At 39.1% G+C, this 21,497-nt stretch carries 16 protein-coding genes; 11 read left to right on the top strand and 5 right to left on the bottom strand.

Annotated elements, in window-relative coordinates:
• Positions 1-34 precede the first annotated feature (34 nt).
• The 3 genes from ACFI34_RS04700 to ACFI34_RS04710 all read left to right on the top strand — a co-directional run bounded on the left by ACFI34_RS04700 (position 35) and on the right by ACFI34_RS04710 (position 6,173).
• Positions 35-1,432 carry a PhoH family protein gene (locus tag ACFI34_RS04700; protein WP_462672587.1) on the top strand — a complete coding sequence of 466 codons (1,398 nt, stop codon included), beginning with the start codon at positions 35-37 and terminating at the stop codon, positions 1,430-1,432.
• A 66-nt stretch (positions 1,433-1,498) separates the two neighbouring features.
• Complete coding sequence (locus tag ACFI34_RS04705; RefSeq protein ID WP_462672588.1) at positions 1,499-5,290, top strand: PAS domain-containing hybrid sensor histidine kinase/response regulator; 3,792 nt, start codon at positions 1,499-1,501, stop codon at positions 5,288-5,290.
• Positions 5,274-6,173 (top strand): GGDEF domain-containing protein, encoded by a 900-nt coding sequence (locus ACFI34_RS04710; protein WP_462672589.1) that lies wholly within the window; start codon positions 5,274-5,276, stop codon positions 6,171-6,173. The genes ACFI34_RS04705 and ACFI34_RS04710 overlap by 17 nt, the downstream gene beginning before the upstream one ends.
• A 40-nt stretch (positions 6,174-6,213) precedes the next feature.
• On the opposite strand, the gene ACFI34_RS04715 is transcribed toward ACFI34_RS04710, so the two are convergent.
• Together ACFI34_RS04715 and ACFI34_RS04720 are read right to left on the bottom strand one after the other, a co-directional pair.
• Positions 6,214-6,594: a DUF3192 domain-containing protein gene (locus ACFI34_RS04715; protein ID WP_058405812.1), complete on the bottom strand. Its 381-nt coding sequence runs from the start codon at positions 6,592-6,594 to the stop codon at positions 6,214-6,216.
• A gap of 227 nt (positions 6,595-6,821) precedes the next feature.
• Positions 6,822-7,766 carry a D-2-hydroxyacid dehydrogenase gene (locus ACFI34_RS04720; protein WP_462672590.1) on the bottom strand — a complete coding sequence of 315 codons (945 nt, stop codon included), beginning with the start codon at positions 7,764-7,766 and terminating at the stop codon, positions 6,822-6,824.
• Positions 7,767-7,868: 102 nt separating this feature from the next.
• Between ACFI34_RS04720 and zntR the strand changes: the two genes are divergently transcribed.
• The 4 genes from zntR to ACFI34_RS04740 all read left to right on the top strand — a co-directional run bounded on the left by zntR (position 7,869) and on the right by ACFI34_RS04740 (position 10,997).
• Positions 7,869-8,279, top strand: a complete 411-nt coding sequence (gene zntR / locus ACFI34_RS04725; RefSeq protein WP_462672591.1) for a Zn(2+)-responsive transcriptional regulator — start codon at positions 7,869-7,871, stop codon at positions 8,277-8,279.
• A complete protein-coding gene (locus ACFI34_RS04730; RefSeq protein ID WP_462672592.1) occupies positions 8,266-9,357 on the top strand; it encodes an SO_0444 family Cu/Zn efflux transporter in 1,092 nt (363 codons plus the stop codon). Before zntR ends, ACFI34_RS04730 begins: the two co-directional genes overlap by 14 nt.
• Positions 9,358-9,516: 159 nt before the next feature.
• Positions 9,517-10,641 carry a 1-acyl-sn-glycerol-3-phosphate acyltransferase gene (locus tag ACFI34_RS04735; RefSeq protein WP_462672593.1) on the top strand — a complete coding sequence of 375 codons (1,125 nt, stop codon included), beginning with the start codon at positions 9,517-9,519 and terminating at the stop codon, positions 10,639-10,641.
• Between the two features lie 110 nt (positions 10,642-10,751).
• The gene (locus ACFI34_RS04740) at positions 10,752-10,997 is read left to right on the top strand and encodes a DUF1289 domain-containing protein (RefSeq protein WP_462672594.1); all 246 of its coding nucleotides are present in this window, start codon (positions 10,752-10,754) and stop codon (positions 10,995-10,997) included.
• On the opposite strand, the gene ACFI34_RS04745 is transcribed toward ACFI34_RS04740, so the two are convergent.
• A complete protein-coding gene (locus ACFI34_RS04745) occupies positions 10,994-11,692 on the bottom strand; it encodes a hypothetical protein (protein WP_462672595.1) in 699 nt (232 codons plus the stop codon). The two genes, ACFI34_RS04740 and ACFI34_RS04745, sit on opposite strands and share 4 nt — an antisense overlap.
• Positions 11,693-11,817: 125 nt before the next feature.
• On the opposite strand from ACFI34_RS04745, the gene ACFI34_RS04750 reads away from it, so the two are divergent.
• From ACFI34_RS04750 to ACFI34_RS04760, 3 genes are read left to right on the top strand one after another with little or no spacing between them, the layout of a single operon-like run.
• Positions 11,818-12,021: a DUF3283 family protein gene (locus tag ACFI34_RS04750; protein WP_024596204.1), complete on the top strand. Its 204-nt coding sequence runs from the start codon at positions 11,818-11,820 to the stop codon at positions 12,019-12,021.
• A gap of 2 nt (positions 12,022-12,023) precedes the next feature.
• Positions 12,024-12,425: a GNAT family N-acetyltransferase gene (locus ACFI34_RS04755; RefSeq protein ID WP_462672596.1), complete on the top strand. Its 402-nt coding sequence runs from the start codon at positions 12,024-12,026 to the stop codon at positions 12,423-12,425.
• 25 nt (positions 12,426-12,450) lie between these two features.
• On the top strand, positions 12,451-16,959 hold the full coding sequence (locus ACFI34_RS04760) for an EAL domain-containing protein (RefSeq protein ID WP_462672597.1): 4,509 nt from the start codon (positions 12,451-12,453) through the stop codon (positions 16,957-16,959).
• A 59-nt stretch (positions 16,960-17,018) separates the two neighbouring features.
• On the opposite strand, the gene ACFI34_RS04765 is transcribed toward ACFI34_RS04760, so the two are convergent.
• Entirely contained in the window at positions 17,019-19,688 is a 2,670-nt protein-coding gene (locus ACFI34_RS04765) for a bifunctional acetate--CoA ligase family protein/GNAT family N-acetyltransferase (RefSeq protein ID WP_462672598.1), read from the bottom strand.
• Positions 19,689-19,801: 113 nt separating this feature from the next.
• Here ACFI34_RS04765 and ACFI34_RS04770 point away from each other — a divergent pair, with 113 nt between their 5' ends.
• Complete coding sequence (locus tag ACFI34_RS04770) at positions 19,802-20,518, top strand: SIMPL domain-containing protein (protein WP_462672599.1); 717 nt, start codon at positions 19,802-19,804, stop codon at positions 20,516-20,518.
• Positions 20,519-20,751: 233 nt separating this feature from the next.
• Here the strand turns inward: ACFI34_RS04770 and ACFI34_RS04775 are convergent, their stop codons facing one another.
• Positions 20,752-21,420 carry a hypothetical protein gene (locus ACFI34_RS04775; protein ID WP_058552455.1) on the bottom strand — a complete coding sequence of 223 codons (669 nt, stop codon included), beginning with the start codon at positions 21,418-21,420 and terminating at the stop codon, positions 20,752-20,754.
• Between the last annotated feature and the right edge of the window lie 77 nt (positions 21,421-21,497).

The raw sequence follows: 21,497 nt of genomic DNA on the forward strand, positions 1-21,497 counted from the left end.
TAGCATAAAAATCATAAAACGTAAGGAAAGTGCTATGGAAAAAGCTTCGAACCTTGAAAGTAAAATGTATGTGCTAGACACCAACGTACTCCTCCATGAGCCCCTCGCTTATTTGTCTTTTCAAGAACATAACGTGGTTATTCCGATGACCGTACTTGAGGAGCTTGATCACATTAAGGACCGAAAACACGATGTAAGCCGCGATGCCCGCGTTGCAATCCGTGGTTTAGATGAGGTACTTAAAAACGCAACCCCTGAACAAATGCTACAAGGTGTAGCCTTACCCAGTAATAAAAAAGCAAAGTCGAGCTCTGCCGGCACGCTCATTATTGTTAACGACCATTTATTCGCAGACTCAATTTCGGGTTTGCCAGGCAATGAAAACGATCATCGAATTATTAACTGTGCTGTGCATTTACAAAAGCAGCACAGTGATTCAAAAGTAATATTAGTAACAAAAGATATAAACATGCGCTTAAAAGCTAAAGGCGCAGGGCTTAAATATGTTGAGGATTACCGGACCGACCAACTTATTGACGATATAAGCTTGCTCACTAGCGGTTATAAAAAAATTGAAGGGGATTTTTGGAATCATGTTGGGCAGTGCAATACAGAGCAACACGGGCGAGATACGTTTCATCATGTGCCTAAAAATTTAATACCCGATGTATTTTGTAATGAGTATTTACTTGACGAGAGTAATCACTTTGCAGCCAGGGTAAAGTCGTTTGATGATAAGCACATTACTATAAAAGATATTAGTGTTGAGCGGTTAATGCATCACCATGCATGGGGCGTTAAGCCCAAAAATATTTATCAAGGTATGGCGCTGGATGCATTACTTGATACCAGCATTGAACTGGTGATTTTAACGGGCCCCGCCGGATGTGGGAAAACGTTATTAGCGCTTGCGTGTGCGCTTGAATTGGTTATAGAAAAAGGTATTTACGATAAAGTGCTTGTGACCCGAAATACCCCTGAAATTGCAGAGTCTATTGGTTTTTTACCCGGTACGGAAGAGGAAAAAATGGCGCCGTGGCTCGCTGCTATTACCGATACGCTAGAAGTGCTCCATAAAGGTGACGAGAATCCAGTATCGAGCCGAAATTACATCATGGAAAAGGCCAATGTACAGTTTAAGTCGGTTAATTTTATGCGTGGGCGCAGTATTCAAAATGCGGTGGTGATCTTAGATGAAAGCCAAAATTTAACAGCGTCTCAACTTAAAACAATTATTACTCGTTGCGGAGAAGGCACCAAGCTCATTTGCACCGGTAATTTGGCGCAAATAGACAGCAATTATTTAACGCCAGTCACATCAGGTTTAACCTACATAGTAGAGCGTTTTAAAAACTTTGAAGGCAGTGCAACTATAAATCTTAATGGTGTAGTAAGGAGTCGGTTGGCTTCATTTGCAGAAGAGAATTTATAACTTGCGCTTAACTATTTGGCTCGATAGTCTAATGATTGATTTTCGGGCCAAATGGCAGACTGTACGTTGAATTTTTTACCTCTCAAACATTATTATCGCTCTTTAATTGTTGCCCTGTTGGTGCCTTTAATCGTTGCTTTTTTACTGTGTTTACATCTTTACAATATCAAGCTTGAACGCGCGGTAGAAAAACGTGACGCTGATTTTCTTAATATATCCGCCCAAATAAATCATGGCATGCAATCAATCAGTGATTTAATGGCTAATATGCTTAACTTATACGAGCAGCCTGCACTGAGTCTTGCTAATCGTAATTTATTTGAAGGTATTAATCAGTATGAAGGTTACTACTATCGCCATTTTACTCAACAAGGCACCGAGATTGTAGGTAAAGGGGATTTTAATCTTTCACCAAATGAACTTTCAAAGTGGCAACAGTTAGTTAAATTAGGTCCTTCGTTTAATACAACTCTGGCACTTATGCAGTCGCTTAGCGCCGTTGCGTATGTTGATGAAAATGGCGCTGCATTTGTAGCGAGGCGTAATAAGAGCAAGAGTTTATTACTAACAGAGATTCTTGAAGAGCGATTTAAACCAGACTTTTCTGGCAGCCTTTTATCTTCAAGCCCGATTGTAAATATAGACGGGAAGGCTTACTACTCAATCGGACGCCAGCGAGAACTTGGCTCGCGTGATTATATTATCGTTATTTACGATGTGGAGGTTATCTCTGCCTGGCTAAAAAAAGTTACGCCAAGTCAGGGAGAATATATATTTGTTAATCGGTTTGATCAGGTTGTTGCAAGCACAAAAAATGCGATAGCTGAGGGGATCACACTTAAAGAATACTGGCCTGAAATGGCGGCATCACAACAAAAATTAACGGTATTAACCAGTGGCACAAACTTTTTTATGCAGCCAAAAAGCAACCTCCCAATACATGCTGCATTTTATGAGCCTAAATCCGATTTTGTAAATGTTATTCGGTATGAAATTTTACTCGAGTTTATATTTTTAACGCTGTTTTTAAGTTTAATGTTTTATGTGTTCTTTTGGTTAAGTCAGCGCATATTTTTAAAACCTATGACACACCTCATGCATTACTTAGAGCAAAGCAATAGCGACAACAGTAAAGAGTCTAATTATCAAATCCCTATTAATTGGCAGCCATGGTTTACTAAAATAAAACTAGTATTTGCTAAAAACAGACAACTAGTCGATTCGCTGCAAGATGTAAACCGAGAGCTTGACGAAAAGCTGCAATTGCAATCAGAAAAACTAACACGCAGTTATCAAGCTAAAGAGCGACATTTAGCTTTACTAAACACTATGCTAAATAGTGTTCCTGATTTTATATATTTTAAGAATATTGATGGGTCTTTTTTAGGGTGCAACAAGGCATTTGAAGCGTACATTGGGTGCGATCAAAGCGCGTTAGTCGGTAGGCGCATACAAGACATAACTGACGAATACGAACAAATAAGTATTCTTGAAAAACAGGTTTTACAAAATCGCAGTAACGTTCAGCAACGTGTTGATACAGATGATAAGTCTTACCAACTGACGATTGCGCCTTTTTACAATGAGCATCAGCACTTGTTAGGCACAATGGGGATCGGTAGAGATATAACAGAACAGCAGCAAACTTTACATGCACTAAAAGCGTCTGAGTCTAAATTTAGAAGTGCTATTGAATTTGCTGCAAACGGTGTTGTGCTTCTTTCGCTTGATCAGACTATATTGCAGGTAAACAAAGCAGCAAGAAAATTATTTACTGAACAAGATGTGTTGGTAGGTGAGCAACTTAAACTGCTATTTGATGATAGTCAGTGGCAAGAAATTAAAACAAGATTAGCTCAGCTGCTCGATGATAAAAAAGAAGTTTATCATTTAACATTAGCGCGTGGAAATTTGACTAGCTGGCTTCAACTCAGTGTATCGCTCGTGTGGGATGAAAAGCGAGATCCTTCGTATTATGTTATCCATTTACAAGATGTGAGTGCATTAACTAAAGCTAAGCACAATGCTGAGCGCGCAACCCTTGCTAAAAGTCGATTTATAGCTAACTTAAGTCATGAAATACGTACTCCTTTGAATGCGGTGTTAGGTTTGCTTGACATGCTTATAGAGCAAGGGCTTACGCAAAGACAAATTCAGCAAACAGATCAAGCTAAGCAAGCTGCGCAAAGTTTACTATTAATGCTCAACCGCATGCTCGATTTTGCCAGAGTAGAAAGCGCACAGGCTGAGTTAAAACTAGCCCCATTTACGATTGTGGAACTCGTTGATATTTGCGATAGCTTAACAGGGCCCTTGTGTGAGCAAAAAGGGGTTGAATTTATTATTGATGTTGACCCTTTAATTGCACCTAGTTTGATTTGCGATAGCATAAGGCTACAGCAGGTGTTGGGTAATTTATTAACTAATGCTGTTAAGTTTACTCACAATGGCAGTATTACTTTAAAAATGGAGCTAATTGAGGGAGATAGTACCGAGCAAGCGATCTGTTTTAGTGTAAAAGATACTGGCAGCGGGATTAATGAGGCTGACCAATTACGTTTATTTGATGCCTTTACACAAGGCGATGAATCATCAACACGCACCCATCAAGGTGTAGGGTTAGGGTTGGCCATTGTAAAACATGCTGTATCTCTCATGGGCGGCGAGATAGCCGTAAACAGTGAAAAAGGCCTTGGTTGTGAGTTTTATTTCAGCATTAGTTTACAGGTAGACGATACAAAAAATCAGCTTTTGCCTGTTGATGCTGTGGCTATTATATCCCAGCGAAGCCAAGCTTTAAAACGCGCTGTAGCAGCCTATTCAGAGTTAACCAGTATTGACTTAAATGAAGCGTTGAATTACCCAATTAAGCTCTCGGGGTTTACGCAGCTCATTGTTGATGAAGCGGATTTACCTGAGCTATTAAGTGTAAAAGCAATATATGACTCGCTTACTTCACACGCTGTATCGGTCATTATCGTTAATCATCAGCTAACCTTTAGTTCATCTATGAGTAAAGGCTTATTAGCGCAGCATGTAAAAGCATCTGCACTTGGACAGCGATTATTTAATTTAAGTAGTGATTTTGCATTAAAGCAAATTGCAAGTGACGCTAATATACAGGCACAGCAACCGAGCAGGGAGGTATCAGGTTTACTGATATTAGCAATTGATGATAATCAACTAAACTTAGAAATTATAAGTAGTGTTCTAAGAAAGGCTAACATAAATGTTGTCACTTCAACCAATGCATCTGATGGTATGGAGCTGCTACAAGTTTTAAAACCAGATCTGATTTTAATGGATGTGCAAATGCCGCATATAGATGGTTGTCAAGCTACTACGTTGATTCGTCAACAGTTTGACGATAAGCAATTGCCTATATTTGCATTGACAGCGCATTGTGAACCTGCAGATGTAGCGCGTTCGTTAAAATGCGGTATGAATAAACATTTAACAAAGCCCGTTGTTGCTAAAGTTCTTTTAGATGCCATTGCAGATATGCAGATCACTAAAACGGTATTTTTTGATAGGGCATTTGCCTTAGCTCAATTTAGCGCTGATGAGGCGTTACTTAATACTATGATTGATAAATTTTCTAGCCTATGTGAGACCCAATTACAACAAATTGACGAATGTACCGCTAAAGGTGACTTGGTACGTTTAGTGCATAGTATCAAAGGAGTATCGGGTAACTTGGGTTTTAAGCGGTTATCGTCTTGTGCGCTGCAGTGCGAACAAAGTCTTAAAGCGACCAATGACCCTGAATATCAAATCATAAAAGAGCTTATTATGCAGTTGAAGCAGGTTATTGTATTTATTAGAGGTTTGGAGGCGGTGGATGTCAAAAAAAGCTAAAGTGCTTGTAGTTGACGACGATTCACTTAACAGGTTAGTACTTGAAAAAACGTTGTGTGAAGAGCATGACGTGTTTTTAGCTAAAAGTGCAGAAGAGGCACTTGCTTTTGTAAGAATTACACAAGTTGATTTGATTTTACTTGATATTGTAATGCCCGTTATGAACGGCTTTGAACTTATTGTTAAGTTAAAAGAAAATCCTATTACCCAGGCTATTCCAGTTATTTTTATTTCTGCTAATCAAGAGCATGCTGATGAATCAAAAGGATTAGAGTTAGGCGCGATGGACTATATTACTAAGCCATTCAGCGCTTCTATTGTTAGAGTGCGAGTACGAAATCAATTACTGATAAAACAAAAAAACGATTTACTTGAAATGTTAGCGTCCATTGATGGATTAACCGAAATACCCAACAGACGTTACCTTGATGAGAACTTGTCTCGAGAGTGGAGAAGAAGTAAGCGAGGCGGCTCGGTGCTATCTGTACTGCTAATGGATATAGATCACTTTAAGCGATATAACGATACATACGGTCACAGAGCCGGTGACGAATGTTTAAAAAAGGTTGCCCAATCTTTATTGGCACAATGTAAACGTGGAAGTGACTTTATTGCTCGCTACGGTGGAGAAGAGTTTGCGGCTATTTTACCTGATGTATCTAAAAAGGAAGCAATTGCGTTTGCAAATAAGCTCAGAAACGCAGTGAACGAATTAAATATAGAGCACAAAACATCTTTAAATGCACAGTACATCACGATTAGTATTGGCGTTGCAACCATGGAAGATGGCCGCTCAACCTCAGAGCATTCATTATTAGAAGAGGCTGACTTAGGGTTGTATGAAGCAAAAGAGGCAGGCCGTAATAGAGTGGTCGCTCACTAATATTAAAAAAGCGCCAGTAACGAACTGGCGCTTTTGTATTTTAGTGGCTAACCATATTTAATGCGCTATCACCAATACCGATTAGTTTATCATTTTTAAATATCAGTGGTGTACACTCATCTTTAGTCATTTTACCATCGGAATGAATGCTATGAGTCGCATAGAATAAGACTTGATAAACATCATCCCCTTTTTTTAATAACTCGGTAAAGTTAGGGGTTTTAAGCGTTGTTAATACCGACTGGTAGCTGCTATCCATTTTTAATTCAGAAATTGCTTCGCGATTATTTTTATGTTTTGTTTGCCAGCTCGTTGAGTCATTACCTGCCCAGTGCGTTTCTGCTTCGCCATCAGAAACGGCAATAACACAACCCGTTAAAAATGGAGTAATAAGTGCAGCTGCTAGTAGAGATTTATTCATTTTTATATGTACCTTAATCGTTTTTGCTTAATTATTAATGATAGTAAGGCAAAGTATACGCCAAGTTTAAATTTTATTTATAATCAGTTGCTTATGTTTTTCTGGTTGTTTTTTAATTTTAAAAAATAAAAAAATTAGCGAAAAAAACCATTTTTTAGTTTATTTAACCTAAGCGCTGATTAAGTTATTTACTATTCAGAGCTCAGGTTACTTGGCTAAGGCAAGTGCTAAACTAAGCGGCTACGAGATTCTCCTTGCTGGAACGCTTTTATATTTAAACTTACTTCTTTAACTAATCGTACGATTGACTCAGTGCTTGCCCACGCAATATGGGGTGTGAGTAATAGGTTGTCCCCTTTATAATTGGCTAGCGGATTTGAATGTTCTGCGGGCTCTTTCGTTAATACATCGACCCCTGCGCCAGCAATAATGTTTTGCTCAAGTGCCGTTGTTAAATCGGCCTCATTAATTATACCGCCACGTGCTGTGTTAATAATAATACAGTTGGGCTTCATCATATTAAATTCGTTGAGCGTTATTAGGTCTCGGGTATCGTCTGTTAGCGGGCAATGAACACTTATTATATCGGCTGTTTTAATAGCTTCATCAAAAGGCGTTCGGCCATCGCGGCACGGTGCGCCTTTGCGCTCAGACATAACTACATTAGCACCAAATGCGTCAGCTACTTTTGCAACGGCTTGCCCTAGCGTGCCGCCGCCGATAATGGTGAGTGTTTTACCTTGTAAATCATTAAAGCTGTAATCAAGACGACAAAACATCTCACTTTTTTGCCATGCTCCTTGTTGGCAATCAGCTTGATAACGATGAGTATTTCCAAGTAGATTTGTTATTAAAGAAAAGGTGTGTTGAACCACTGAAGGTGTAGAGTAACCAGCAACATTTGTCACTGCGATGCCAAGCTCTTTAGCGGCTTCTAAATCGACATTATTAGTGCCCGTGGCGCTTACACATATTAGTTTTAGATTTTTTAGCTGGCTAATTGTTTCGCGATTTAACACCACTTTATTAGTAATTAAAACGTCAGCTTCTTTGCTGTGCTCAATAACTTGCTCTGGACTGGTAAGGTCATAGGTCGTAAGGCTTCCCAACTGCTCTATGCAGGCAAGAGATGTATTTGCTAATGTGGCGTTATCGAGAACGGTAATTTTCATGATGTATCCTAATTAAGTAAAATAATTTTAATACTTGACCTTGGTGTGTGCTCTAAGGTTTATAGTTGGCATCAGTTGAGAATACACTCATTGGAGAAACAAATGAAAATAGGTGAGTTTGCAAATCAGTTAGGTGTCTCAACAGATACTCTAAGATACTATGAAAAACATAATTTGTTAACGCCATTAAGTCGAACAGAAGCCGGTTATCGTGATTATGGTGAGGCATCACTGAAGCAAATGAAGTTTATTTTACGTGCTAAAAATGTTGGTTTTAGCTTGTTAGAGATCAAAGAGTTACTGCATATAAAATTTAAAAAGCACCAGCATTCGTGCCATGAAGTGAAAGATTTAACGATACAAAAACGTGATCTAGTTGCAGAGCGCATTACTGAGCTAACACGTTTTCATCAATCGCTATCAGTACTTGCTGATAAGTGCTGTGGCGGACAAGAACCCGCTTATAACTGTTCAATATTAACAACCTTGGAGGACATCGATGGACTTACTTAATAATTTTTGGCAGTTGTTTTTATTATCTGCCCCTTGGTTAATGCTTGGTTTGCTGATTGCTGGGTTATTAAATGTATATTTACCGGCAAATTTTTTAAATAAACATTTAGGTAAAGAAGGCTTTTTGACCACAGTGAAAGCGGCTTTAATTGGTGCGCCAATGCCTTTGTGTTCATGTGGTGTTATCCCTGCTGCAATAGGATTGAGACGCGCCGGTGCTTCAAAAGGTGCCACGACTGCGTTTTTAGTGTCGACGCCTGAAACGGGGGTTGATTCTGTTTCAGTATCGTATGTGTTATTAGGTCCGTTTATGGCTATTATTCGTCCCATAGCTGCGATTTGCAGTGCTATTGTTGCAGGTGTGTTAGTGGGGCGAGATACTGATAGACAGCAGACAAAGCCAACGGCAGATGCGCTAACAAAAACCAGTTGCTGTGCGTCTAAAACGGTGGAGCCTAAAGTTCAAACCAGTTGTTGTGATAAACCAAACAAGGCATTACAAAGTCAATGGCAGAAAGTACAACAAGCGATAAGTTTTAGCTGCAATAAACTTCTGTCGGATACCATGGTCTGGTTAATGATTGGTTTATTCTTTGCCGCATTGGTACAAACTTATGTTCCAGAATCATTTTTAACACAGTGGGGCAGTGGGATTCTGGCTATGCTGGTGGTGATTTTGATCAGTATACCCATGTATATTTGTGCCACTGCATCTACGCCTATTGCTGCAGGCTTGTTATTGAGTGGAGTATCGCCGGGAGCGGTGTTAGTGTTTATGCTCGCAGGGCCGGCAACAAATATTGCTACGTTAGGTGTGGTTGCTAATGAGCTTGGTAAGCGTGCTGTATTCGCCTATCTCATAGGGGTTATTGGGGTTGCGTTGATTTTTGGTTTTTTAACGGATTATTTAGTAATGGAGTTTGGTTTCGTTGTTTCCCCCCTACTAGGTGAAGAGCATCAAGTATTACCCCATTGGCTAAGCTTTGTTTGTGGTGTAATTTTAATCGCACTTATTCTGCGTTTGGTTGTCATAGCACTACAGGTAAAGCGAAAGGTAACTGGTAAGAGCATTTCTTAATTTATTGTTATATAAGTACTTTTAAGCTTGCTTATTAGTGTGTATTAAATTGCAATAGTCTGACTTAGTTCGCATTTTAGTTTGCCTGAGTTATACTCGAACCAATAATGCAAACGGCACGTATTTTACGTGCCGTTTTTTAACTTTATAGATGCAGTAATGAGTGAATTAGAAGACAAGTACGCAGACATAAGACCTTACAACGACGATGAGGTCAACGCATCGCTAGCGCGTTTAATGAGTGATGATGCATTTATAGATGTCATTGCTAAGTATAACTTACCGCGCTTTCTATCAGCAGTGCCATTTATTGCCCGCCCATTGGTAAGAAGCCAACTACGCAAAAAGTGGGGAAAAGTAACAAGCGTTGAAGATGTTCAAAATGAAGTTGCTAAATATTTAGATAAACTTATAAAACGTACAACCTCAAAAGTCACCTTTTCAGGTTTAGATAAATTAGATCCTAATCAAGCTTATTTATTTGTTTCTAACCACCGCGATATAGTGCTTGATCCTGCGCTTGTGAACTGGGGGTTATACCAACATAAAATGAAAACGGTACGAATAGCTATTGGCGATAATTTACTGCAAATACCCTACATAACAGAGCTGATGCGTTTAAATAAAAGCTTTATTGTAAAACGTTCTGCTAAAGCACCTAAAGAAATGTTAAAAGCGCTCACTCAATTATCATCGTATATTTATGACTCTTTAATGGGTGGTCATTCTATCTGGATTGCACAAAAAGAAGGTCGAGCAAAAGACGGGTTCGATCAAACCGATCCGGCACTATTAAAAATGCTACAACTCAATGGCCGAAAACAAAAAAAGGAATTTGGTGAATACATTAAAGAGTTGAAAGTAGTCCCCGTATCTATTTCTTATCAATACGAACCTTGCGCTATAGCAAAAGCTAAAGAGCTTTATCATAAGCAGCAACATGGTGAATATATTAAGTCGGCGGGTGAAGATATTTTAAGTATTGTTGAGGGGTTTAGTACGGCAAAAGGTCATGTTCACTTGGCTTTTGGACTACCTATTGAATCTCAATGTGATAGCGCTGAAGAATTAGCCACTACAATTGATCAGCAAATAGTGGATTCATTTTACTTACACCCAGGCAATTACATTGCAGGTGGCTGTAAAGAGTCGGTAATTAACTCTCCAGATGCAGCAACATTTGAACAAAGAATGTCACAAGTACCTGAAGAGCTTAAGCCACTCGTATTAGCAATGTACGCCAAACCCTTTCATCGCAAAGCACAAATAAATACGAGATCCTAATTCTAACTGTGTTAAATAATTTGTGTATAAAGTAGCAATAATATTGCTACTTTTTTTGTTTAAAAATAACGCTATACTGCAAGTATGACCTTAACTAAGCGGTGTATGCTATGCAACAAATTGAAATATTTGATATTCCAAGTCCTTGTAAAAGTATTTGCTTAGTTAACAACAGGGGATATTGCAAAGGGTGTTACCGTAGTCGTGATGAACGGTTTATGTGGAATTCGCTCACTAACGCACAAAAAAAGAAAGTCATCAGTTTGTGTCAACAGCGTTATAAGCGTTATTTACTCAAGAAGCAGCAAGCCCGTAGTGGTGATAGCGCAATACACCAGCAAGGCTTTGATTTTTAATCATACATATTATATTTGGCTTTGAGCGCATAGACGGTGCCATTATTGTGAAGTTTATTTAAGGCTGTTTTTAACCCGTCAATTAAGTGCGCATGTCGTTTATTTAAGTAGTGGTAAACAGGCGTTACACGTAACACTTCTTTTTGATAGCAAATACCATGTTGGTTTATTGGCTGGTTGTCTGATGCAAAATCAAGTAACAATATGCCTTTCACTTTTCCTTGGGTAAGTAAGTTTAGCTGTGTGCTTAAATTTTTTACTTCAATGACGTTGCCATCAAAATGCGTATTTTTTATATATTGAGCTTGTATTGGGCAATTAGCTAAAATAGCAATATTATCAAGCCGTTCCAATATGCTTTGTTGGCAATTTTTATAAAGCAGCAACTTAAATTTGAATAATTCGAAGTCTACGCGCAGTAGATTTGGAAAATTAATTTCTATGCTGCTGTCTCGGCCAAGTTGTCCATCAAGCACCCCATTATTGGCAGCTCGTAATGCATTTTGGGGGCTAAAATCGATAAGGTGAATATCGTAGCCTATTTCTTTATAGGCAAGGTTAAGGAGCTCTAATACATAATTTGCCTGCGGGACGTTATCGGGGCGATTAAATGTCAGCGTATTTTGGTTGCTATAACTGGCTGCGCTAAATATTAAACTAATTAATAGAAACAACATACTACAGCGTCTTTGCATTATCATTTCCAATTTCAGCTGAGATAAATTAATAAGACGCGTATAATAGCAATATGCTTGGTTTTTGCCCAGCATTTCAAGGGCCGTTCTAGAAACTGTAACAATTCAAATAATGAGGAAAACCTGTGAGTTTTAACTTGTGTTTATTACCGCGTGAAGAAAAATATCAAATACAGCTCGATTATGAGGCTTCATTTTGGGCCTATCAAATTAAGCGCAATAAAAAAACGCGTGAGCAAGTTTATAACACAATCCATAGTCGCCCTGTTGCGGAGCAAATGGTGTTAAAGCAAAAGTTTGAGCAATATTTAGCATTAATGCTTAGTTAAAAATGTATACCACTCAATTATTAGACACAGTAAAAACACCCTTAGTGAATAAATTTTACAAAGTCCATGGGGTTAGCGGGCGTGCTAATAAGCAAGATCAAGTGTGGGTTATTTATTTAGGCACACACATAGTGGCCGCTTGTAGGCTACAAAATAAAACCACATTTTTGTTTTTATCTACGGTTTATGTTGCGCCAGAACATCGCTCAAAAGGGGTGGCAAAACAGTTAATAACCGATCTTTTAACGCATCAGCACATGCATGTTTATACTTTTGCATTGAAAAATATTGCCGATTTATACCGCAGTATTGGTTTTAACCAAGTGTTAACATATACTCCTGAAATACACGTACTTTTTGATATGTATAAGCACCGAAACATTGTCGCACTAGAGTACCCATAAAATAAAAAAACGATATGGAATGACCATGAGTAAGGGCGTTAATTGGATTTTAAGTTGCTTAGTAGTTTTAATAACTATTTTTAGTTACCAGGCTGGTGCACAAGTAAAGCGTTTATCTCCTAGTGAAGGTTTATCTCAAAGTTACGTTAACACCATACTAATCGATAATAATGGTTATTTATGGCTTTCTACCGAAGGCGGTTTAAATCGTTATGATGGCTATCAAGTAACGCCTATTAATGGCCCTAATGGTGAGCTTGAAGAAGCAATAATTGATCGTATATACCAAGACTTAGATGGGTATATATGGATTGCCTCATTACTTGAGGGGCTATTTAGATACGACCCGACTACTGACACTTACAAGCAGTTTTTAGATCCCCCCAGTAATGAAGAGCAAATTTTTAATCAATCAGTTTTTAGTATGGTGGCGTCAGACTCAGACTCCTTGTGGATTGGACGAGGCCGAGACTTTGCAAGGCTTGATGTTCAAACAGGGGTTATTGAGTCTATTTTTGAGCTACCCAGTGAGTTTAAAAACACCTTAGTAAGAAGTTTATTTCATTACAATGGCTATATTTTTATAGCGACCACTCATGGCGCCTATGTTTATGATATTGAAAATAATTTAACCCGTCCACTGCAGCATTTAAAGGGCGAGGCTGATCATATTTATCAAAACAACGTGAAGTCGTTTGCGTTGGGAGAAAATGGCCAGTTATTAGTGGGGGCTGTAGAGGGGATGTATCAGGTTGATATTAGCGATTTGCCAAGTATGTTTGAGCGTCCTGATATTGCATTTAAAAATAAGGTATTACTGGCCGACCTTAATGTGTGGAAGATAGATTACAACCAAGGTGAAATAGATCTAGCTACAGATAAAGGGCTATTTAAATTTGATCTAAATACGGGTGAATTGATAAAAAACACACGTATTACACAGAGTAAGTATACCCTAGCTGATACCAGTATTATTGATATGGCTAAAGATAAGACAGGGGGGATATGGGTTGCTACAAAAAGTGATGGTGCTTTTTATCTATCTAAAGATACATATCATTTTAATAATGTTGATGGCAGTTTATTAGGAGGAGATGGTTTATCCCACCATTCGATATGGGGCATAACCGAATTTAACGATAAGCTTTGGCTTGCGACAAATAATGGATTAACTGAGGTTGATTTAAAAACAAATACCAGCAAGGTTTACTTAAAAGATTATAAGGCTGACCTTTACACCAGTGATTTTAGTATTTGGCAAATAATGCCATATAACAATAAGCTCTGGCTGAATACAAACCGAGGTTTACTCATTTTTGATCCAAATACTTATCAAGTGAGTGAGCCAAAAACAAAAAATAAAGCAAACCAAGACCATATAGCTGGATGGGTACATGGCGTTACTTTAATGCCTAACGGCGATTTATACTTTATGCATCGTGATCACGGTGCATTTGTTTACAACATAGATAGTCAAATTGTCACTCGATTGGGGGGCGAACTTGCACAGTTCAACCCATTTTTAGCGCATGGATTTTTACCTCCTTTACCGAATAAACCCGATTGGCCGCTATTTTTTAATGCGGGTATTTTATATCAATTAAATCCGACTAACTTAGCGTTAAAGATGATCTATAAGGTACCTAAGCAGCATGAGAACGTTGCAATAAGTGTGCTCTCATACGTGATAGATAATAATGATGTTTTATGGATCTCACTGTCTAATTTTGGTTTGATAGGTATTGACTCGTCGACCTACGAGCATGTGCACACTATTGATCTAGATAAAAACAAACTAGGGACATTACTTTATAGCATGGTGCTTGACGATGACGGCATGATTTGGATGAGCAGTCATAAAGGGATATGGCGCTTAAATCCTGTAACACACCATTTTCAGCAGTTTAGTACAGCAGAAGGACTTCTATCTGCTGAGTTTAATAGCTCTGCAATGGCTAAGCTTAAAGACGGACGAATTGTATATGGCGGTTTAAAAGGGTTAACGTATTTCCATCCAATGGAAAACCAAAGTTACCAACCACTAATAGAGCATGTAAATATTACGCGAGTAAATTTAATGTCGCGAGAATTATCTCGCGATTTAAGACAGCCCCTCAATGAAATAATATTAAACCACGATGATATTGGTCTTGAAGTAGCTTTTTCTGCAATGGCTTTTAGCAATCAAGAACGCATTATATACGAATATCAACTCGATAACGGCCAAAAAACCTATGCGCGTAACAATAACCGAGTACTTTTTCCCAAATTAAACCCAGGTAACTATACATTAAAAGTATGGGCAAAAGACCCGTTAACGGGAAGCTATACTAAGCCGGCAACATTAAAAATAAAGGTTAAATACCCTCTTTGGCGCGCACCTTATTTTATGGTGCTATATGGCGCTTTATTTTTATTTTTTATTGCCATGTGGGTCAGGCGACGAAATAAAATTCAACGTATCTTATTGGCTGCGCATAAAGAAAGTAAAGACAGTGAGTCCCGTTTAAAGCTTGCCCTTGAAGGCAGTGAGTCTGGCGTATGGGATTGGCAGTCAAGTAATCCAAGTATTTATCAGCCTCGTTTAAGCAATGAGCTGGGTTATAAACACGATACTGTTAACCTGGATGAATATTTAGCTAAAATACATCCTCAAGATAAGCAATTATTTCGTTTAGAGTGGCTAGAGTTTTTATCTACCGATAAGGGCTATTTTAACTGCACATACCGTGTGCGTCATGCCAAAGGCTATTGGCGTTGGTATAAAGACTTTGGCAAAGTGGTTGAGTGGGATGAAAGAACGCCCCAAAAAGTAGCGGGTACATACACTAATATGACCCGTGAAATGGTTTACGAAGAACATGCTCGCTTATTTACTGCTGCGTTTGAGCAAACCCGTGATTGGGTATTTATTCTCGATAAAAACTTTAATGTTCGTGCCTCAAATAAATCACTTCAAACTGCTTTTAACTTTGCTGCAGAGCCCACTTCAAGCAGGGCGTTAAACTTAGGTATGTCGCCAAAAAGCCGTGTTGATTACTTACGTATTATGAAAAAACTATCAGAGGGGGAGCACTTTTCTTGTGAAGATATAGTACGCCTTCACAATGGGGAGTCGCGCCATGTGCTAGTTAAAATAAGCGCGGTTGCTGATACAGAACAACGCTTAAGCAGCTACGTGATTATTTTAACGGATATACACGCACAAAAACTGGCAGAGAGTGAATTACACCAATTAACTAATTTTGATGTTTTAACGGGATTACCTAATCGTACTCTGTTTAATGACCGTGTTGAACATGCTCTTGATCAAGCTCAAAAACACCTATGCAAAGTTGCTTTATTACATATTAATATTAAGCGTTTTAAATATTTTAATGATTCACTTGGGCATGAGGCCGCCGATGAACTTATTAAAAAAGTAGCCGAGCGATTAAAGTGTTCATTGCGTCCCTCAGACAGTATCGCACGGTTTGGGGGGGACGAATTTGTTGTGCTTGTTGAAGATATTCAACAAATTGAAGAAGTGCTACTTATTTGCACAAAGCTAATGGATTGCGTGAACCAAAATATCAGCATTAACGAGCAAGTGGTAAATATTAATTTAAGCATAGGTGTTGCTATTTCTCCCGATGATGCAACGCAAAGTAGTGCGTTGTTGAAGGCCGCTAATATTGCGCTCTACCATGCCAAGGGAGCGCTTGAGAGTAATTATCAATTTTATAAACAAGAAATGAATAAGCATGTTCAAAAAGCGCTTCACTTAGAATCGCAGCTGACAAAAGCTTATCAAGAGCATGAGTTTTGTAATTATTACCAACCTATTATAAATGCCCAAACTTATACAACAGAGGGCTTTGAAGTTTTACTACGTTGGCCTGAAAATAAGCGAATCCAAACACAGGAGTTTTCGTTGGCGGCTGAAGGTGTTGGTTTAATAACTAAAATAATGCTACAAACCTTTGGCAGAGCATTAAATGAGCTTAACGAATGGCGAAAAGCATCTCCTGATTTGTATTTATCGATTAACTTATCGGCATTAGATTTTGAGTTTATAGAGCTTGTACCAGAGATTAAAAAAGCGCTTATTAATGCTAACGTGCCATCAGAGGCGATTGTATTTGAAATAACAGAATCTATTTTAATGCGTGACTCAAACCTTGCACTGCAAAGTATGAAAAAGTTAAAAGAGATAGGCTGTAAACTCTATATGGATGATTTTGGTACCGGCTATGCATCGCTTACTTACCTAAAGCGTTTTCCTATAGATGTGCTTAAGATTGATCGAAGTTTTGTTCAAGACATCGGCATTGACTCTGATGATGAGGCAATTATTGAATCAACACTCACATTGGCACATAGTTTAGGCAAAGAGTGTGTGGCTGAGGGAGTTGAAAGCCAGCAGCAGCTTATATTTTTAAGCGCATTAGGGTGTAAACATTTTCAAGGTTATTTGTTTAGTAAGCCGGTGCCCAGTATAGATGTACCTGCGCTTATAACACGTGACTGGCAAGGTACTTTTAGCGAGAGCTAAAAAACATTAAACCTCATAAACCCAGGTATAGGCGCTTTGCGCCTTGCCTGAGCGTTGTATTATTTTGTGTTGAGTACCATGTTAATGCTGCCTTCTTCAAAATCGCGGCTAACTTTAAAGCCCAACTTACGGGCGAGTTCAATCATCCCTGTGTTTTCTGGTAATGTTATGCCCTCAATCCATTCAATGCCTTGGCGTTTGCAGTGATTAATTGCTGCGTTCATTAATATTCGTCCAAGGCCTAGGCCTTGGCAATCAGAACGAACAACAATAGCAAATTCTGCGTGTATATTATCAGGGTCCATAATTACACGCGAAACCCCTAAGGTACGTGTTTTTCCCTCTAAGCGTTGGCAAACAATAAATGCCATTTCGCGGTCGTAATCAATTTGAGTCATTTTTGCGAGTTGGTCATGATTAAACTGAGGTAACTCACCAAAAAAGCGTTTGTAACGATCTTCTTTATTAAGTGATTGATCAAATGCCTTATGGGCCTGTTCATCTTCAGGTTTAATAGGCCTTAGCGTTGCTTGGGTATTATTTTTAAGGGTCACTATTTCAACAAGCTCAATTGGGTAAGGGCGAATACACAAGCGTTTACGGTTACTTTTTGACTGGTATTTATTTAGGGTTATGGTGGCATCAAGCACTAAAAACTGCCCATTACTAGCAAGAATAGGATTAAGTTCCATTGCGCTGATATCGGGTTGATCGATAACCAGTTGCGAAATCCGTGTGAGCAACGCGCATAAACGATATTTGTCGACCTTTTCGGGCAAAATGCGATCTTTAAGCACGCCTTTATCGTGAGCTGCGGCAATTAAATACTTAGCTAGGTTCATGTTAAGGGGAGGGAGGGCTACTGCTGCTTGAGCGTATTCAAGCCCGGTACCTGCTTCGCCAAGTAAAATAACGGGGCCAAAATTAGGCTCTGTTTTAATGGCAATACGCAATTCATTAGCACCTGCACGAGGGGCCATTTTTTGTAAGGAAAACCCATCAATCGTCGCATCTGGGTAAGTATTTTTAATACGAATCAGCATCGCAAAAGCCGTTTGTTCAACTTCACTTGCATCATTTAGGTTTAATACCACGCCACCGACTTCAGACTTTGACGCAATACTTGGGCTTATGAGCTTAAGTGCGACCGGAAAGCCAAGTTCAATGGCTTGCTCCTTAGCTTCGGTTGGGGTGTAAGCTACTTTAGTTTCAATGCATTCAACACCGTAGTGGCTTAATATCTGGCTTGCACTGTGAGTGGGTAAATAGGTTTGCTCCTCGTCTAAAAATTCAGAGATTAATGCTGTAGCGGCGGCTTTATTTATTTTTGCATCGTCGGTGTTTGACTCAGGTGTTTGCGTTAAATGCTTTTGGTTTCGACGATACGTTACTAAGTGCATAAACGCGCCAACAGCCCCTTCAGGTGTCCGATAAGTAGGAATTGCATTGTTAGCGCATATTTTTCTGGCTGCAAAAGAGGCATCTTCTCCCATAAAGTTGGTAAACACATAAGGACGAGCCATTTTGGGCAACGTTTGCAGCGCTTGAACAATAACATCTGCATAGTCTTCACTTGGCGCCAGTGCCGATGGTGTATGTATTATTAGTAAGTTCTTCACTTCTTTTGCATGCAATAATATTTCTAATGCTTGTTTGTAACGCGCTGGTGCTGAGTCACCAAAAATATCAATTGGGTTAGAGGTTGTTTCTGAGCGGGGGATAACTTGATTAAGCGCACTGCGTGTTTCGCTACTAAGCGCCGCTAACTTTCCAGAACGTTGAATTAGCTCATCAACCGCCATAACACCCGGCCCTCCACCATTTGTTAAAATAGTAAGCTGTTCAACTTGTAATAATTTTGGGTGCATTGCTAGTGTTTGTGTTGCTGCAAATAGCTCGCGTAGGTCGTTAACGCGCAGCATACCTGCACGTTGAAAGAGCGCATCGTATACGGCATCAGAGCTTTGTTTTCCACCGGTATGGATCTCTGCCGCAAGAGCGCCAGCATTTGTTTTTCCTGTTTTTATGGCAATAACGGGTTTACTAAATGCAGCCGCTCTTGCTGCAGAAATAAAGCCACGAATATTTTCAATGTTATCAATATAAAGCAAAATGGCTTTAGTTTTTGCATCACGCCCTAAAAAGTCGAGCAGCTCGTCAAAATCTATATCTAAACACCCACCCACAGAAATAAAGTACGAAAAGCCAATATCTTTATTTTTAGCCCAATCTAATATGGTTGAACATACCGCTGCAGATTGCGATACAAATGCAATTTTACCTGGGCTTGCCACTGTATGAGAAAAGCTGGCATTTAAACCAATATGGGGAATTAAGAGCCCTAAGCTATTAGGGCCTAACAAAGTGACGTTATGTTTTTGAGCGCATGTTTTTAGCGCACTTTTTTGATCATTCGTTAAGCCATCGGCAATAATAATAGCGCTTTTACAGCCAAGCTCGCCTAGTTGGCTAATGATGTCTAACAGAGTATTTTTATTGGTACAAATAACGGCAAGGTCAGGCACTTTAGGTAAGTCAGTAATACATGAATATGCAAGTACACCATGAACAGCACTATAGCTTGGCGTTACGGGCATGATCGGCCCTTTAAAACCGCCTTGTAACAAATTACGCATAACGACAAAACCGGCACGAGAGGGGTTATTTGACGCACCTATTACTGCCACTGAGCTTGGGTTAAAAAACTGACTAATTCGCTTTAGGCTCATTGCGTTTCCTTAGCTTTAAAATTTTGCGTTATGTATTGTCTCAATGTACTCTGTTTGAAAGGTTATTTCGAGTTTATAGATAGGTATTATTGATATCAATCAAGGAGTGTTCTGTGATTAAAACACCTGGTTTTCACACTGTGCTGGCGGCTATTTTTTTAAGCCTAGGCTTAATTAGCTTAGGGTTTATTTTAAAAAGTGCAGCACTCAATGTAAAAGAAATGGAGCGCACCGTACAAGTTAAAGGACTAGCAGAGCAGGAGGTGATTGCCGATACTGTTATATGGCCTTTGCAATTTAGCGATGCAGACAACGACCTTGAAAAGTTAGTGAATAGGGTTGAGAAAAAAAACGCCGCCGTGATCGCATTTTTAAAACTGCATGGTTTTGATGACGCCGAAATATCACTTGGTAGCCAATCGATTGTAGATAAACAGGCGCGCGAGTACGGCAATGAAAACCAGCAATTTAGGTACATTGTTCGTTCAAATATGACCGTGTATTCTAGCGCTGTAGACAAGGTGCAAAATGCACTAAGCAAAGTAAGCCAATTAGCTAAACAAAATATTGCCATAGTGCAAAATAGTTACGAAACACGTGTTGAGTATATTTTCACAGGCCTAAACGATGTAAAACCGGCCATGGTGCAACAAGCAACTGAAAAAGCGCGCGAAGTGGCTAACAAGTTTGCGAGAGATTCCAATTCCAAATTAGGCAAAATAAAAACAGCTCGCCAAGGGCAGTTTAGTATTACTAACCGCGATTCAAATACACCACAAATAAAAAACGTAAGAGTCGTAACCACTGTTGAGTACTACTTAAACGACTAAGGGTTATTTAATATTCGAGATTAAATTTACAGCGGTGTAGTTAGTATTTATGTAGGGAATAACTTATCAGGGTGAGTTATTTCTCATAAATAATTAATAACGAGTATAGTCAAAAGTATACGCTGAAAAGAGGGCCGTTAGGAGGGGCATTAAGCTCACTCGGTTATAAATCTCGTCCCCCGGAAAGTAGCCCTTAGCGTGGGCTACTTTTAATTCACCAAGGTTATCATGACCTAAACCGCTTTGACTAAATGTGCAACTTGCGCGGTTGAGCGTTGCAGGTATGCAGCACTAAGTAAAATACTGGTTTCGTTTAGGCTCATGCCTTTTAATATATTTGCCAGCTGCTGTTTAGCTGTTGGGTTTTGTTTTTGTTCTATCTCCATCAGAGCTAACAGCGCTGAAAATTCATGCTTAACCGGTGTGTTTGGTTTATTTGCATACGCAATATAACAAGCAACAGGTGTTAGGCCACGAGCATTGGGTTGAGCAAGCGCTTTTACTAGGTCATCGTTAGACTCAAATAACATTAATGAGCGTACATAATTAAACGCCAGCTTTTGGGCATTAGCGTGTTTAAATACAGTGTGTAACACGTTATTACCTTGGGTGTCTTGTGCTAAAAAGCCCTGATTTTCCTTAAGCGCAGGCGTAAAAAACGTCAAGGCATCTGTGGTTGTTAACTGATTGATAAAAGGTGCAGGTGGCGTATTGGTTGTTAAAATACGTGTTGCTACATTTTGCATAAAGTCGTACTTAATACTCATACGTAAAGCGCTTTCGTACAGATGATTAAGCTGCTGTGTTTGTTGGGCTGGACTTAACTGCTTAAAATCATTATCTAGCTCATCTAACTGATGCTTTGAAATGCGTGCGTTAAGTAATTGTATGCATAACTCCATAATTTTTACGCCTCTAAATACCTTTTTGTTTAGCTTAACCTATTATTGCCAATTGGTACAAAATACAAAAAAGGCCG

This window comes from Pseudoalteromonas sp. PSi26, from assembly GCF_054960575.1.

Coding starts and splice junctions, on each gene's coding strand:
- ACFI34_RS04700 (WP_462672587.1), top strand. CDS start 35: ATGGAAAAAGCTTCGAACCTTGAAAGTAAAATGTATGTGCTAGACACC.
- ACFI34_RS04710 (WP_462672589.1), top strand. CDS start 5,274: ATGTCAAAAAAAGCTAAAGTGCTTGTAGTTGACGACGATTCACTTAAC.
- ACFI34_RS04715 (WP_058405812.1), bottom strand. CDS start 6,594: ATGAATAAATCTCTACTAGCAGCTGCACTTATTACTCCATTTTTAACG.
- ACFI34_RS04720 (WP_462672590.1), bottom strand. CDS start 7,766: ATGAAAATTACCGTTCTCGATAACGCCACATTAGCAAATACATCTCTT.
- zntR (WP_462672591.1), top strand. CDS start 7,869: ATGAAAATAGGTGAGTTTGCAAATCAGTTAGGTGTCTCAACAGATACT.
- ACFI34_RS04730 (WP_462672592.1), top strand. CDS start 8,266: ATGGACTTACTTAATAATTTTTGGCAGTTGTTTTTATTATCTGCCCCT.
- ACFI34_RS04735 (WP_462672593.1), top strand. CDS start 9,517: ATGAGTGAATTAGAAGACAAGTACGCAGACATAAGACCTTACAACGAC.
- ACFI34_RS04740 (WP_462672594.1), top strand. CDS start 10,752: ATGCAACAAATTGAAATATTTGATATTCCAAGTCCTTGTAAAAGTATT.
- ACFI34_RS04745 (WP_462672595.1), bottom strand. CDS start 11,692: ATGCAAAGACGCTGTAGTATGTTGTTTCTATTAATTAGTTTAATATTT.
- ACFI34_RS04755 (WP_462672596.1), top strand. CDS start 12,024: ATGTATACCACTCAATTATTAGACACAGTAAAAACACCCTTAGTGAAT.
- ACFI34_RS04760 (WP_462672597.1), top strand. CDS start 12,451: ATGAGTAAGGGCGTTAATTGGATTTTAAGTTGCTTAGTAGTTTTAATA.
- ACFI34_RS04765 (WP_462672598.1), bottom strand. CDS start 19,688: ATGAGCCTAAAGCGAATTAGTCAGTTTTTTAACCCAAGCTCAGTGGCA.
- ACFI34_RS04775 (WP_058552455.1), bottom strand. CDS start 21,420: ATGGAGTTATGCATACAATTACTTAACGCACGCATTTCAAAGCATCAG.